At 71.3% G+C, this 13,827-nt stretch carries 17 protein-coding genes; 9 read left to right on the forward strand and 8 right to left on the reverse strand.

Features of this window, described 5'->3' with window-relative positions:
- Positions 1-6: 6 nt before the first annotated feature.
- Positions 7-1,509, reverse strand: coding sequence for an APC family permease (locus IH68_RS0121475; protein ID WP_030937636.1), 1,503 nt, complete (start codon positions 1,507-1,509; stop codon positions 7-9).
- Positions 1,510-1,634: 125 nt separating this feature from the next.
- On the opposite strand from IH68_RS0121475, the gene IH68_RS0121480 reads away from it, so the two are divergent.
- Both IH68_RS0121480 and IH68_RS0121485 read left to right on the forward strand, forming a co-directional pair.
- Positions 1,635-2,378, forward strand: coding sequence for a TetR/AcrR family transcriptional regulator (locus IH68_RS0121480; RefSeq protein WP_030937638.1), 744 nt, complete (start codon positions 1,635-1,637; stop codon positions 2,376-2,378).
- A gap of 78 nt (positions 2,379-2,456) precedes the next feature.
- A complete protein-coding gene (locus IH68_RS0121485; protein WP_030937640.1) occupies positions 2,457-2,849 on the forward strand; it encodes a VOC family protein in 393 nt (130 codons plus the stop codon).
- Between the two features lie 146 nt (positions 2,850-2,995).
- Here the strand turns inward: IH68_RS0121485 and IH68_RS0121490 are convergent, their stop codons facing one another.
- Together IH68_RS0121490 and IH68_RS0121495 are read right to left on the reverse strand one after the other, a co-directional pair.
- Positions 2,996-3,304, reverse strand: coding sequence for a DUF4235 domain-containing protein (locus IH68_RS0121490; RefSeq protein ID WP_030937642.1), 309 nt, complete (start codon positions 3,302-3,304; stop codon positions 2,996-2,998).
- An 18-nt stretch (positions 3,305-3,322) separates the two neighbouring features.
- The gene (locus IH68_RS0121495; RefSeq protein WP_030937644.1) at positions 3,323-4,336 is read right to left on the reverse strand and encodes a glutathione S-transferase family protein; all 1,014 of its coding nucleotides are present in this window, start codon (positions 4,334-4,336) and stop codon (positions 3,323-3,325) included.
- A 112-nt stretch (positions 4,337-4,448) separates the two neighbouring features.
- On the opposite strand from IH68_RS0121495, the gene IH68_RS0121500 reads away from it, so the two are divergent.
- Positions 4,449-5,429, forward strand: a complete 981-nt coding sequence (locus IH68_RS0121500) for a cation diffusion facilitator family transporter (protein ID WP_234341475.1) — start codon at positions 4,449-4,451, stop codon at positions 5,427-5,429.
- Between the two features lie 126 nt (positions 5,430-5,555).
- On the opposite strand, the gene IH68_RS0121505 is transcribed toward IH68_RS0121500, so the two are convergent.
- Complete coding sequence (locus IH68_RS0121505; RefSeq protein WP_030937649.1) at positions 5,556-6,008, reverse strand: nitroreductase family deazaflavin-dependent oxidoreductase; 453 nt, start codon at positions 6,006-6,008, stop codon at positions 5,556-5,558.
- A gap of 330 nt (positions 6,009-6,338) precedes the next feature.
- Here IH68_RS0121505 and IH68_RS0121510 point away from each other — a divergent pair, with 330 nt between their 5' ends.
- Complete coding sequence (locus tag IH68_RS0121510) at positions 6,339-7,538, forward strand: cytochrome P450 (protein ID WP_030937652.1); 1,200 nt, start codon at positions 6,339-6,341, stop codon at positions 7,536-7,538.
- Positions 7,539-7,551: 13 nt separating this feature from the next.
- On the forward strand, positions 7,552-7,758 hold the full coding sequence (locus IH68_RS0121515; RefSeq protein ID WP_030937664.1) for a ferredoxin: 207 nt from the start codon (positions 7,552-7,554) through the stop codon (positions 7,756-7,758).
- 11 nt (positions 7,759-7,769) lie between these two features.
- Here the strand turns inward: IH68_RS0121515 and IH68_RS56435 are convergent, their stop codons facing one another.
- On the reverse strand, positions 7,770-7,913 hold the full coding sequence (locus IH68_RS56435; RefSeq protein ID WP_159403708.1) for a hypothetical protein: 144 nt from the start codon (positions 7,911-7,913) through the stop codon (positions 7,770-7,772).
- A 13-nt stretch (positions 7,914-7,926) separates the two neighbouring features.
- Positions 7,927-8,475: a TetR/AcrR family transcriptional regulator gene (locus tag IH68_RS0121525; protein ID WP_030937666.1), complete on the reverse strand. Its 549-nt coding sequence runs from the start codon at positions 8,473-8,475 to the stop codon at positions 7,927-7,929.
- A gap of 128 nt (positions 8,476-8,603) precedes the next feature.
- Here IH68_RS0121525 and IH68_RS0121530 point away from each other — a divergent pair, with 128 nt between their 5' ends.
- Together IH68_RS0121530 and IH68_RS0121535 are read left to right on the forward strand one after the other, a co-directional pair.
- The gene (locus tag IH68_RS0121530) at positions 8,604-9,065 is read left to right on the forward strand and encodes a nuclear transport factor 2 family protein (RefSeq protein WP_030937668.1); all 462 of its coding nucleotides are present in this window, start codon (positions 8,604-8,606) and stop codon (positions 9,063-9,065) included.
- Between the two features lie 25 nt (positions 9,066-9,090).
- Positions 9,091-9,624: a flavoprotein gene (locus tag IH68_RS0121535; protein ID WP_030937670.1), complete on the forward strand. Its 534-nt coding sequence runs from the start codon at positions 9,091-9,093 to the stop codon at positions 9,622-9,624.
- 4 nt (positions 9,625-9,628) lie between these two features.
- Here IH68_RS0121535 and IH68_RS0121540 read toward each other — a convergent pair whose 3' ends face one another.
- Positions 9,629-10,492 carry a hypothetical protein gene (locus IH68_RS0121540; protein WP_234341477.1) on the reverse strand — a complete coding sequence of 288 codons (864 nt, stop codon included), beginning with the start codon at positions 10,490-10,492 and terminating at the stop codon, positions 9,629-9,631.
- A 212-nt stretch (positions 10,493-10,704) separates the two neighbouring features.
- Here IH68_RS0121540 and IH68_RS0121545 point away from each other — a divergent pair, with 212 nt between their 5' ends.
- The gene (locus IH68_RS0121545; RefSeq protein ID WP_030937674.1) at positions 10,705-11,676 is read left to right on the forward strand and encodes an aldo/keto reductase; all 972 of its coding nucleotides are present in this window, start codon (positions 10,705-10,707) and stop codon (positions 11,674-11,676) included.
- Between the two features lie 68 nt (positions 11,677-11,744).
- On the opposite strand, the gene IH68_RS0121550 is transcribed toward IH68_RS0121545, so the two are convergent.
- Positions 11,745-12,563: a phytanoyl-CoA dioxygenase family protein gene (locus tag IH68_RS0121550; protein ID WP_030937676.1), complete on the reverse strand. Its 819-nt coding sequence runs from the start codon at positions 12,561-12,563 to the stop codon at positions 11,745-11,747.
- Positions 12,564-12,627: 64 nt separating this feature from the next.
- Here IH68_RS0121550 and IH68_RS0121555 point away from each other — a divergent pair, with 64 nt between their 5' ends.
- Positions 12,628-13,545 (forward strand): helix-turn-helix domain-containing protein, encoded by a 918-nt coding sequence (locus IH68_RS0121555; RefSeq protein ID WP_030937679.1) that lies wholly within the window; start codon positions 12,628-12,630, stop codon positions 13,543-13,545.
- Positions 13,546-13,827 lie beyond the last annotated feature (282 nt).

Raw genomic sequence — 13,827 nt, forward strand, 5'->3', positions numbered from 1 at the left:
TGGCGCCTAGTGGGCCGTAGGAAGCAGCTGCGGCGCATCCGCGTCCGTGCCGTCGCCCGTGCGGAAGTACGGCGACCTGCGCACCCACTTGGCCCACGCGGCGGCCACGAAGCCCGACGTGATCATCGCCATGGGAGTCAGGAGCAGGAACCAGCCGTTGTCCGCGCGGAGTTCGAGATGGTCGGTGGAGGTGTAGAAGGACCAGCCGAGATAGCCGCCGAGTCCGAGCAGGGCCACGGCGCTCAGCGCGGGCAGCACGACCGCCCGTACGCCCTGGCGCCGGTCCTCGCGCAGCAGCGAGCGGAAGCGCACGGCTGCCGCCAGGGCCGTGAGCGCGTACGACAGGGCGACCACGATGCCCACCGCGCTCACCGTCGCCATGATCATGTCCGCGAGCCGCGGAATGACCAGGGCGAGGGCCGCGATCACCGTCGCGAGCGCGCCGATGAGCAGCGTCCCGGCGGCCGGAGTCCCGTACCGGGAGCTGACCTTGGACCATACCGGCCCGAGGGTGCGGTCCCGGCTCATCGCGAACATCGCCCGGGCCGTCGGAATCACACCGGCCTGCAGCGAGGCGACCGCCGAGAACATCAGCGCCACCAGGGGGAGCGCGGCCAGCGGCTGGGAGGCCAGCCGGTCCCCGAAGAACGCCAGCCCCTGGGCGCCGTGCCCGGCCAGCTCCGGCTCGGACAGGACCCGTTGGAAGGCGACCGAGCCGATCAGGAAGAGGGTCAGCATGGTGACCAGCGTGATGATCCCGGCGCGGGAGGCGTCGCGCGGGTCGCGCACCTCCTCGTTGACGCTGAACGCGGCCTCGAAGCCCCAGTAGCAGAACACCGACAGCAGCAGTCCCTGCGCGAGCGCCGACGCCGACGGGATGGCGAACGGGTCGAACCAGCTCAGGCTGAAGGCGTGCGGCCCGTGGACGATGCCGTATCCGCAGAACCCGAGCAGGACGACGTACTCGAAGACCAGCAGCCCGGTCTGCAGCCGCGCCGCGGTCCGGATGCCGGTGACCGCGGTGAGGGTGACCGCGACCAGGACCACGATGCCGACCGCCGTCGTCTGTACCGTCGAGTCCGGGTCCAGGGCGAGCCCGGCCAGCCGGTGCAGCCCGGCCTCCCCGGCGAGCTGGATCAGTGCCGAGCCGGTCACCGCGGTGGTGTACGCGAGGAACGCCAGCGTCGCCACGATGTTCACCCAGCCGACCATGAAGCCCAGCCACGGGCTGAGTGAACGGCCCACCCAGACATAGCCGTTGCCCGCGTTCGGTTCCACCCGGTTCAGCCGGGAGAAGGCACCCGCGATGCCGAGGACCGGCAGGAACGCCAGCAGCATGATCGCCGGGAGGTGCAGACCCACCACGCCGGCCGTGACGCCCAGGCCGATGCCGATGCTGGTGGTGGCGGCCGTGCTGGAGGCGGCGATGGCGATGCCGTCGAGGACACCGAGGGACTTGCGCAGCGCGGGCCGCGCTGGTGGGGCTGCACCGAAGGGCTGGTCGGACATGGCCGGTCTCCGCTCGCACCTGGGGGCCCGGTCGGCCCCGGTGAACGCACATGAAACTGCCCGGGGACTTAACAGGTCAACGCTGTTGTCATAAGGTGCGGGCACCGGACACAGGGAGGCAGTCCATGAGCGAGCGCGTCGTCCCGCCCACCGCCCGGCAGCGCAGACGCCCCACCAAGCAGGGCGTCGTCCTCTCCGGGGAACTGATCGTCGCCACGGCGCTCAGGCTGATCGAGGAACACGGCGCGGAGGCCCTGTCCGTCCGCCGCCTCGGCCGCGCCCTCGGTGCCGACCCGAGCTCGCTGTACCGCTACTTCCGGCACACCGACGACCTGATGCTCGCCATCGCCGACGAACTCATCGGCCGTACCCTGCGCAGCTGGCGGCCCACCGGGGACTGGCGCGCCGACCTGCGCGACCTCGGCCTGCGTATGCACGCGGGCGCCCTCGCCCACCCGCGGGCGGCCGTCCTGAGCTCGTACCGGGTGACCGGGCGGGCGTACGAGATCCAGGCCGTCGAGACCATCCTCGGCGTGCTGCGCGACACAGGCTTCCCCGATGCCGAGGCGGTGCGGATCTACCACGCCTTCGTCGACCAGTCCCTCGCCTTCGGCGCCCTCGACTCGGCGACCATGGCGCTGCCGAAGGCCGCCCAGGAGGCGGAGGCGGCCGTCTGGCGTGCCACCTACGCACGGCTGCCCGCCGACACGCACCCGCACATCGCCGCGACGGCCCGCCACCTCGTGGCCGACATGCCCCGCAGCTCCTATCCGGCCGCCCTGGACCTGCTGTTGAGCGCGGCGGCTGCCCGGCTGGCGGAGATCCGGGCACACCCACGCGAGGCGGGGGAGCGGCCGGCCGCCGACTGAATCCGCCGGACCGGGATATCCGTGAGGTACAGGGCCGCGGGGCACGAAGTCCCGCGCCCCGGACCGTTCGGAGGAGACATGCCACTGGTGGAAGCGGGCTATCTGGTGCTCGACTGCCTCGAGCCGGAGAAGCTCGCCGTGTTCTACAAGGAGCTGCTGGCGGCCGAGGAGACGGACGCGACCGCCAACCGCGTGGAGATCAGGGGCGCCGACGGCACCCGGCTGGCCTTCCGCCGCGATGTGAACGCGACGCCACCGAGCTGGCCGCGCCCAGAGAACTCCCTACAGGTCCATCTGGACTTCATGGTGGAGGACCTGGACGCGGTGGAGCGCAAGGTGGTCGAGCTCGGCGGGCGCCCCCTGGATACGAAGGACGCATCCGGCCCCTTCGTGGAACGCGGTTACGCCGACCCCGCGGGCCACTCCTTCACCCTGCGCCGCGTCACACCGACGGCGCCCAAGCAGGGCTGAGACATTCAGGGTCTGTCCGGCGGACCGCCCCGCGCCCTGAAGGGGCGTGGGGCGGTGTCGATTTGCGGCTCCGCCGCGGGGGCGCGACCAGCCGCGATGGCGCCGCAGACGATCGACGCCACATCGCCGCACATCCCGCGGAGCGCCTAGTCCCGGCCGCCCTGGTCGCCCGCCGGCCAGACGCCCGTCGAGCGCTCGATGGCCTTCGCTCCCGTGCGGTCCACCGCACTGCGCACCACGGCGAACAGGGCGCCCTGTACCGCCGCGGCCAGCAGGATCTCTCCCCAGCCGCGGTCGCGGTCCAGGGCGTCGGGCGCGTCCTCCTCGTGCCGCAGCGCCATCCACGTCTTGCGGAAGGCGAGCCCGGCGATCGCCCCGCTGGCCCAGCCCATGGCGAACCCCAGGGGCTTGTAGGCGAGGGGCAGCTTCAGTTTCCTCTTCTTCGTCTTGGCCACGTCTGTCTCCTTCGTCGGTCAGGGCCGCCCCGGCGCGGCAACCTCCTCGTCCGCCGGCACGGGCCCGGGCGGCGTCCCGTCGCCGAACGGCCGGCCGGCCAGCTCCTCGCGGTGATGAGGCGTCAGCCAGCCGGACAGGTCCGGCCCGAGAGGCACGATCCGGGTCGGGTTGATGCCCGTGTGCACCTGGTAGTAGTGCCGTTTGATGTGGTCGAAGTCGACGGTGTCACCGAAGCCGGGCGTCTGGTAGAGGTCGCGGGCGTACGCCCACAGGACCGGGTTCTCCGCAAGCTTGAAGCGGTTGCACTTGAAGTGGCCGTGGTAGACGGCGTCGAAACGGACCAGGGTGGTGAACAGCCGGATGTCCGCCTCGGTGATCGTGTCGCCGACGAGATAACGCTGCCGGGCGAGCCGCGGAGTCAGCAGCTCCAGGCGGCGGAAGACACCGGCGCAGGCGGCCTCGTACTCCTCCTGGTCCGTGGCGAAACCCGCCCGGTACACGCCGTTGTTGACGTCCTCGTAGACGTCCGCCATCACCGAGTCGATCTCGTCGCGCAGGGCGTACGGGTACAGGTCGGGCGCCCCGTCGCGGTGCAGCGCCCGCCACTCGGTGGCCAGGTCCAGGGTGAGCTGCTGGTAGTCGTTGGTGACCAGCTTCCCGCTCGGTACGTCGACGATCGCGGGCACGCTCACGCCGCCCGGGTAGCCCGTCTCCCGCCGGTCGTAGGCCTCGCTGAGGAAGCGGATGCCGAGGACCGGGTCGCGGCCGTCCGGGTCCAGCGTGAAGCGCCAGCTGCGGTCGTCCTGGATCGGGTCGGCGATGCCCAGCGAGAGGGCCTCCTCGAGCCCCAGCAGGCGGCGCGAGACCAGCGCCCGGCTCGCCCACGGACAGGCACGGCCGGCCACCAGCCGGTAACGGCCCGCCGCCACCGGCCACCCGTCCCGGCCGTCGGCCGTGATCCGGTCCGTGAAGTGGCTCTTGGACCGCTTGAACCTCGTCTGCCCGTAGGTGCTGTTGCCCCCGCCGCCCATGATTCCTCCCTGCGTCGCGTGTCCCCTGGTGACCGGGTTCCCCCCATTCCCTCGATTCCCCCGAATTCCGCCTGCGCGGTGTGAGCCGCCACGAGAGGGGCAGTCGGCGAAGGTGAGCGGGACATCCTCGACATCCTCTGACGACAAGGCGGACCGCAGGACACACGTCACCGTGCTGGTGGCGCTGGCCGCCAATCTGCTGATCGCGGTGGCCAAGGCCGTCGGCGGCCTGGTGGCCGGATCACCGGCGCTGCTCTCGGAGGCGGCGCACTCGGTGGCCGACAGTTTCAACGAGGTCTTCCTGCTGGCCGCGCTGCGCCGCAGCCGCCGCCCGGCCGACAAGCGGCATCCCTTCGGCTACGGCAAGGAACGGTTCTTCTGGTCGCTCCTGGCAGCCGTCGGGATCTTCGTCATGGGCGGCTGTTTCTCCTTCTTCCAGGGCGCCGAAGCCCTGAAGAACGGTGCTGAGGAAAAACTGAGCGGCTATGTCGCGGGCCTGATCGTGCTGGGCGTCGCCTTCGTCGCCGAGGGTGTTTCCCTGCTGCGGGCCCTGCACCAGGTGCGTCGCCAGGGCGGCGGCATGGCCGGCATGCGCGACCCGGCGCTGCGCACGGTGGTCGCCGAGGACGGCACGGCGGTGCTCGGTGTGACGCTGGCCGCCGCGGGCATGGCCCTGCACATGGTCACCGGTCAGGTGGTGTGGGAGGCGTCCGCCTCGCTCGGGATCGGCGCGCTGCTCGTCTTCGTCGCGTACCACCTGGGCCGTGAGGCCCGCGACCAGCTGATCGGGGAGGCGGCCGACCCGGAGACGGCGGCCCGCATCCAGGACCTGCTGGAGGCCGAGTCGGAGATCGACAGCGTGGAGGCGCTGTTCACGATGAAGACGGGCCTGGACACCGCCCTCGTGGCCGCCCGCGTCGACCTGATGCCCGGCCTGGACAGCGAGCGGGTCGAGGAGGTCGCCGACCGGATCAAGCGGTCCCTGGCGCAAGCCGTGCCCGAGGCCGACGAGATCTTCCTCGACATCACCGACCGGCCGGCCCGTGAGGCACGAGAAAGCCCCGCCGCGACGGGGGAGCGCGGCGGGGCCTGACGCACGCGTGCCCGGCGGCACCCGGTTCATGCGTCCTCGAACGAAGATTTTTCTCCGGCCCGGTTCAGGGGCCGGTCGGGAGGCTGGTGGAGGGCCCGGTTCCGGGACATCCGAAACCGGCCCGGATCAGTGCTCCCCGTCGGCCGGTTCCAGCACGAACACCGGGATCTGCCGGTCCGTCTTCTTCTGGTAGTCGGCATACGGGGGATACGCCGCCACGGCACGCTCCCACCACTCGGCCTTCTCCGCGCCGGTGACCTCACGGGCCGTCATGTCCTGCTTGGACGGCCCGTCCTGGAGCTCCACACGGGGATCTCCCTTGACGTTGTGGTACCAGACCGGGTGCTTGGGCGCGCCGCCCTGCGAGGCGACCAGGGCGTACCGACCCTCGTGCTCCACGCGCATCAGAGGCGTCTTGCGGATCTTGCCGCTCTTCACACCCCGGGTCGTGACCAGGACGACGGGCAGGCCGGTGTCCAGCAGCGTCGTCCCCTTCGTGCCGCCGGAGCTCTCGTACAGCTCCACCTGATCGCGTACCCACTGCGTCGGGCTGGGTTCGTACTGGCCCTCAAGAGGCATGTCATCCGTCCCATCGTCGAGTTCTGCGGCTGACTGGCACCGTGCTTCAACACCAGTGCACGCAAGATTCATCCATACCGCAGTGCCCGTCGGCGTCGTGATCACGCCATTCGACGCCCGTGGAGTCACCGGCCGCCCCCGCAACGGCAGCAGGCACGGCCGGATTTCGCGGCGGCCATTGCCCGCCCCGGCCGAATCCAGATGTACGAGCGAGCATCCCCGGCCAGAATGCCCGCGCCACCGATCTGGCCGAACTTCACGTCGTCCCATAGATGCCCCGGGCATCTAATGAAGATCTGCACGACGCACTCTTCGTCTGCGAGGTCTTCCATGACGGAAACGGAACCCGTCGCGTTCCCCCAGGACCGGACCTGCCCCTACCACCCGCCCACCGCCTACGACCCCCTGCGCGCCACCCGCCCGCTGAGCCGGATCACGCTCTACGACGGCCGCCCGGCCTGGCTCGTCACCGGGCACGCCCTCGCCCGCGACCTGCTCTCCGACCAGCGCCTGTCGACCGACCGCACCCATCCCGACTTCCCGGCGCCGACCGAGCGGTTCGCCGCGGTGAAGAACCGGAGGGTCGCGCTGCTCGGCGTCGACGACCCGAAACACCGAACGCAGCGGCGGATGATGGTGCCCAGCTTCACCCTCCGGCGCGCCGTCGAGTTGCGGCCGCAGATCCAGCGGATCGTGGACGAGCGGCTCGACGCGATGATCGAGCAGGGGCCGCCCGCCGAGCTGGTGAGCGCCTTCGCGCTGCCCGTGCCGTCGATGGTGATCTGCGCGCTGCTCGGCGTCCCGTACACCGACCACGAGTTCTTCGAGGGACAGTCACGCCGGCTGCTGCGCGGCCCCACGGTCGACGACGTGCAGGACGCGCGGGGCCAACTGGACGCCTACTTCGAGGAGTTGATCGATACCAAGCTGAAACAGCCGGAGCCCGGCGAGGGCGTGCTGGACGAACTCGTCCACCAGCAGCTGCGTGAGGGGGTGCTCGACCGCCAGGAGGTCATCTCGTTCGCGACCATCCTGCTGGTCGCCGGCCACGAGACAACCGCCAACATGATCTCCCTGGGCACCTTCACCCTCCTCCAGCACCCGGAGCACCTGGCCGAGCTGCGCGGCAACGCGGAACTCGTGCCCGGCGCCGTCGAGGAGCTGATGCGCATGCTGTCGATCGCGGACGGCCTGCTGCGCCGGGCCACCGAGGACATCGAGGCCGGCGGCACGACGATCCGGGCGGGCGACGGCGTGGTCTTCGCGACCTCGGTCATCAACCGCGACGAGGACGTCTACCCTGCCCCCGACACCCTCGACTGGCACCGCTCCGCCCGCCACCACGTCGCGTTCGGCTTCGGCATCCACCAGTGCCTCGGCCAGAACCTGGCCCGCGCCGAGCTGGAGATCGCCCTGCACACCCTCTTCGACCGGCTGCCCACGCTCCGTCTCGCCGCCCCGGCCGAGGAGATCCCCTTCAAACCCGGCGACACGATCCAGGGGATGCTGGAACTCCCCGTGACCTGGTAAGAGGCTCAAGGCCATGCACACCGACACGCACATCGAGATCGACAAGGACGTCTGCATCGGCGCGGGCCAGTGCGCCCTGGCCGCGCCGGGCGTCTTCACCCAGGACGACGACGGATTCAGCACGCTGCTGCCGGGACGGGAGGACGGCGGCGGCGACCCGATGGTGCGGGAAGCGGCCCGGGCCTGCCCGGTCGGCGCGATCACCGTGGCCGAGGGCTGAGAGCCTGCGGCTCAGCCCGCCAGCAGCAGCCGTGCCGCCTCGCGCGCCTGTCGGGCGGGCTCGGTGCTCTGGGTGATCCGGGCGGTGACCATGGCGCCCTCGGCCGGCAGGAACAGTTGCCCGGCCAGGGCGCCGTGCCGCCTCGCGTCCGCCACGAGCCCGGTGGGCTCAGCCCGCCAGCAGCAGCCGTGCCGCCTCGCGCGCCTCTCGGGCGGGCTCGGTGCTCCGGGTGATCCCGGCGGTGACCATGGCGCCCTCGGCCAGCAGGAACAGCTGCCCGGCCAGGGCGCCGGGCAGCCTCGCATCCGCCACCAGCCCGGCGAGATACTCCCGGAACGCCCGCTTGTGCGCCCGTACCTGGGCCGCCACCCGGGCCGAGGAGGAGCCCAGCTCACCGTAGGAATTTATCCACGCACACCCGCGGAAGCCGTCCTCGCCGAACCACAGCTCCAGCCAGTCGAAGACCGCCAGGATCCGCTCCTCGGCCCCCTCGCGCCGCGCCACGAACTCGGCTAGCCGGCCGCGCCAGCGCACGTCGCGCCGCTCCAGATATGCCTCCACCAGCTGCTCCTTCGCCGGGAACAACTGGTAGAGCCGCTTGAGCGAGACGCCCGAGGCGCCGCGGATGTCGTCCATACCGACGGACTGGATGCCCCGCCCGTAGAACAGCTCCTCCGCGGCGTCCAGCGCCTGTTCCCGGGCGACTGCACTGTCCATGACGGCCATGCGGCGTACGACCTCCCCTTGACGTGCTCTCTTGACGCGAGAACGAGCGTTCTCCTACGGTAGCAGCCCCGGGGAGAACGCTCGTTCTCCGCCGCTGTCCGCCCGTCGAGGAGGAATCCATGGCCGCCGACCGCCCGCCCCTGCCCCCCTTCACCCGCGAAACCGCCGCACAGAAGGTCCAGGCCGCCGAGGACGCCTGGAACACCCGCGACCCGCACAAGGTGGCGCTCGCCTACTCGGAGGATTCCGTCTGGCGCAACCGCGACACCTTCGTCACCGGCCGTGCCGAGATCGTCGAGCTCCTGACCGCCAAGTGGGAGCGCGAGCTGGACTACGCGCTGCGCAAGGACCTGTGGGCCTTCGACGGCAACCGCATCGCGGTCCGCTTCCAGTACGAGTCCCGCGACGCCGAAGGCCAGTGGTGGCGCTCCTACGGCAATGAACTGTGGGAGTTCGACGAGCATGGCCTGATGACCCGGCGCGAGGCCGGCATCAACGACGTGCCGATCGAGGAGAAGGAGCGCCGCATCCACGGCCCTCGGCCCGAGGCCGAGCGAGGGCGGTCCTTCCCGCTCCAATAGCGTTGCCGGTGAGTAGGGTTCGCGGATGACCGAACAGGCCGAGAAGCCCTTCCTCTACGTCGTCGTGTGCGCGGCCGGGATCGCAGCGGACATCAGCAAGCTGATCACCGCCGCGCAGGAACGGGACTGGGAGGTCGGTGTCATCTCCACACCGGTCGCCATGAACGGCTTCTTCGACACCGCCGCCGTCCAGGCGCAGACCGGCCGCCCCATACGCTCCGCCTGGCGCACCCCCGGCGACCCGCGCCCCTTCCCGCCGCCGGACGCCGTCGTGGTCGCGCCCGCCACCTTCAACACCGTCAACAAGTGGGCGGCCGGGCTCGCCGACACCCTCGCGGTGGCCACCCTGTGCGAGGCGTACGGTCTGGGCGTCCCGGTCGCCGTGCTTCCTTGCGTGGCCGACGCGTTGGCCGCCCACCCCGCTTACCAGGACAGTCTCGTACGGCTGCGCGGGATGGGCGTCCGGTTCGGCGAGCCCTACTCCGGTGAGCCGGAAGAGCACGGTCGGCGACCGGAGTTCGGCTGGGAGCGGGCGCTGGACCTGATCGAACGGCGGTGACGGTTCAGGCGCAGCGGACCGTCGGACCCGCCAGCATGCCCCCGGTGTACAGCGCCTGCCCCTGCGGCATCCAGTAGCCCAGCTTGGACACGACCGTCGAGCATGTGGACCCGACCGACGCGCGGACCACGACCGTGGCCGGGTGACCCGGCTGCAGGTCGGTGAGGGCGCAGTCGAGGGCGTACGCGTTCCTGGTCGTCGCGGGATAGCGGCCGGTCAGCGGATTGACGCAGCGGGCGTCCGACGTGGACAGCCGCACCCCCGAACTCTCCTGCCCGATCAGCCCGAACCGCGCGCTGCCGTCCCCCTGCTCGCTGTCGCGGAAGATCCGGTACGTCAGTGTGGTCGCCGCACCGCGCTGCAGCGTGGCCCGGTCGACCTCGATGCGGTGCGTGGCCGGCGGCTTGGGTGCGGTCAGGGTCAGCGTGGCGTGGACGGTGCCGTGCAGGTCCAGTCCCGCGGGCGACGACTTCACGCGGACGTCGGCCGTCACGTCGTACGTCCCCGGGCCGGGATAGTCGCCCGAACCGGGAAGCTTCCCGGAGACGGCCGTCACGCCGCCCTTCCGTGCGGTCCAGGTGCCCGAGGTCAGACAGGCTAGATCGTCGTCGTCCTCTCCAGGACCGCTGCAGGTCGCCGGGGCCGACACCCCCATCGTCGGGGTGCCGCTGCCCGCGCACAGGCTGACCACGGCACGCTGCCCGTTTGCGCCCCGCAGGATCCCCGCGGGTGCGCACAGCGTCGCAGGTTCCGGCGGCGGACTCGGACTGCTCCACGCGGGCGAGACCAGCATGAGGGGCAGGGTGAGGGGCAGTACTGCCGCTCCGATCAGGAGCTTCAGCTTCGTCTTCGTCGCACGTGTCGGCACCGGGTTCCTCCCGCAGGGCCACGACCGGCCGGGCGCCGGTCACCTGCGCCGAGGATGCGCGTGCGCGCCGACCTCCCGGCGGCTCCCACGCCGGGCGGTCACCTGCGGGCAGCAACGGCCGGTGCCCCGGCCGTCCGGAGGCGAGGTACTTGGAGCGCGGGCGAAGCCGTACGCTCCCCTTCGTACCCATCCCGAAGGCAGGAGCAGCAACGATGCAGTACGTGAAGCTCGGTTCGACGGGCCTGGACGTGTCGCGGGTCTGTCTCGGCTGTATGACCTACGGCCTGCCCGACCGCGGCGTGCACGAGTGGACCCTCGACGAGGAGGCCTCGCGTCCGCTGATCCGGCAGGCGCTGGAGGCCGGGATCAACTTCTTCGACACGGCGAACGTCTACTCCGACGGCACCAGTGAGGAGATCGTCGGCAAGGCGCTGCGCGACTTCGCGAACCGCGACGAGATCGTGCTGGCCACGAAGGTGCACGGCCGGACGCGGCCCGGGCCCAATGGCAGTGGGCTGTCCCGCAAGGCGATCATGACGGAGATCGACCACAGCCTGAGCCGGCTCGGCACCGACTACGTCGACCTCTACCAGATCCACCGCTTCGACGCGCACACCCCGGTCGAGGAGACGATGGAGGCCCTGCACGACCTGGTGAAGGCGGGCAAGGTGCGCTACATCGGGGCGAGTTCGATGTTCGCCTGGCAGTTCTCCAAGATGCAGTACACCGCCGAGCGGCACGGCTGGACCAAGTTCGTGTCCATGCAGAACCACTACAACCTCCTCTACCGCGAGGAGGAGCGCGAGATGCTGCCGCTCTGCGCCGACCAGGGCGTCGGCGTCCTGCCCTGGAGCCCGCTCGCCCGCGGCCGGCTCACCCGGGACTGGGGCACCGTGACGGAGCGCAGCGCGGGCGACAACTTCGGCAGCCGTCTCTACCCGGAGGGCGACCGCACCATCGTCGAGGCCGTCACCCGCATCGCGAACGACCGCGCCGTCCCGCGCGCCCAGGTGGCCCTCGCCTGGCTGCTGCACCAGGACACGGTGGCGGCCCCGATCGTCGGCGCCGCCAAGCCGCACCACATCGAGGACGCCGTGGCCGCCGTCGAACTCGAGCTCAGCGACAAGGAGATCGAGGAGTTGGAGGCCCCTTACTCCCCGCACCCCATCGTCGGTCACAGCTGACCAAGCCGGCCGGCCACGACGAGCCCGCAGGCGATCGACGGCCCGTCGCGGCACGTCCCGCGGAGCGCTCAGTGGGGTCCGTGCGGTGCGAACTCCGTGCCGCACGGGCCCGCGCCCTCGCTCTCCGCCAGGACCACTCGCTCGCCGTCCATCGACAGCGTGCGGTAGTAATGCCCGATGCGCTCCGCCGACCGGCCCACGTAGTGGCCGATGAACGACCGGCGGAACCGGTCGCTGGTCCCGTTGGGCTGCGAGCCGTGCACCAGGCTGCCGTTGAAGAACAGAACGTCCCCCGGCGCCATGTCGACCGGCACGGCCGCAAGGCCCGGCGGCGGCGGAACGTACTCCCGCGCGAACGACACCTCGGCGTCCGCCTCCTCCGGGCAGAACAGGTCCATCCGGTGCGTACCGGGGACGACCTCCGGGCCGCCGTTGTCCCGGCCGATCACGTCGCAGGCGACCCACGCCGCCACACAAGTGCCCGGCTCCACCCGCAGATAGAAGTTGTCCTGGTGCAACGCCTGCCCCCGCGCGCCCGGCGGCTTGAAGTAGAACATGCTCTGGGCGGCCAGGACCTCCTCGCCGAGCAGCACCTCCAGCGCCCTGCGCAACCGGGCGTCGAGAAGCACGCGCAGCGCCGTCCCGCTGATCTCGTGCGGATGCATCACCCTCGGGTACGCCGCCAGCGGGTCCCCGGACGAGCGCGGCTCGAAGTGCCCGGGCACCGGCCCGGCCGCGTGCAGCGCCGCGAACTCCGCACAGAGCCGGTCGATCTCGTCGGGTCCGAAGAGTCCCCGTACGACGGTGAACCCGTCCTCCTGGAACTGCCTCAGCCCGTCCTGGGTCAGGATGGAAGCGCCGGCGGCGCCCATATCCATGGCTGTCATACATCCGCTCCTTCGGTCGGGTGCCCTCGGCTCATCACGCTAGGTCGCCGCGCGCGTCAGGAGGATGCCCGTGAACGCTGACGGATTGCCCGAGACTGCTGCACCCGGCGATCCCGCCCCGCCACCGGGCCTCGTCGTCGTCGGCCGCTACGACCAACTGGAGGGCTACGGCGTCAACCGACCGCGCGGCGCGGACAGCTGGCTGTTCACCTGGACCACGGGCGGACACGGCCGGCTGCGCCAGGGCGGAGCCGAGACGCGGGCCGGTGCGGGGGACCTGGTGGTGCTGGCCCCGGGTGTCCGGCACGAGTACGCGGTCGAACCGGCCGCCCGCAGCTGGCAGTTCTGGTGGGTGCACTGCCAGGCACGTCCGTCATGGGCGCCGTGGCTGCGGCCGTACGACACCGGCGACGGACTGTTCGTCGTCACCCCGACCCCGGCCGCCCTGCACGACCGGGTCGACGCGGCCTTCCGCCGGATGCTCGCCGACGCCCGCTGGACCGGCACCGAGTCACCCCCCGCCGCCGCGCCCGACGACCGGGTGGCCGTGGCGCACGGCACCGCGGCGCGGGAGCTCGCCCTGTCCTCCCTGGAGGAGATCGTCCTGCTCACCGCCGCCACGGCGCGCACACCGGCGCCGCCGCCCGGCGTCGACGGCCGGGTGCGCCGCGCCGAGGCGCTGATCGCCGCCGACCCGGGCGCCCCGCACACCGTGCGCTCGCTCGCCGAAAGCGTCTCCCTGTCGCCCTCCCGGTTCGCCCACCTGTTCACGCGGCAACTCGGCCAGTCCCCGATGCGGGCCCTGCGCGAGGCCCGGCTCCGGCACGCCGCCCGGCTGCTGGAGAGCACCGACCTGTCCGTGGACCGGGTGGCCGCGGCCTCGGGATTCGCCAGCCCGTTCCACTTCAACCGGGTCTTCCGTGCCCGCTACGGAGTACCGCCCGGCGCCTACCGGCGAGGCGGCTCAATGGTTGAAACGTGAGCGGCAGTACTCCGTCCGGCCCACCGCATGTGCGGTGGAACGCCTGCTCAATGGTTGTGGAGCGAGCCGGTGCGCCGACCAACTGTATCCCGTTTCCAATTGCCGCGCCGACAGCCTTGACCGTTCGTCAAATCTGGTCGTCGGGCCCGCAAACCTCAAAACCGCTGGATCTCTTGTTAGGGCTCCCTGACCTGTGCAAAGGTGTGCCTGTCGGCGCACGGACAATACATTTTCCTGCTGTGTGCACGAGGCCGCTCCCGTTCGACCTACGCTCCAAAAGAG

The sequence above is a fragment of the Streptomyces sp. NRRL S-646 genome (genome assembly GCF_000720765.1).
In the GTDB taxonomy this organism is placed as follows: Bacteria; Actinomycetota; Actinomycetes; order Streptomycetales; family Streptomycetaceae; genus Streptomyces.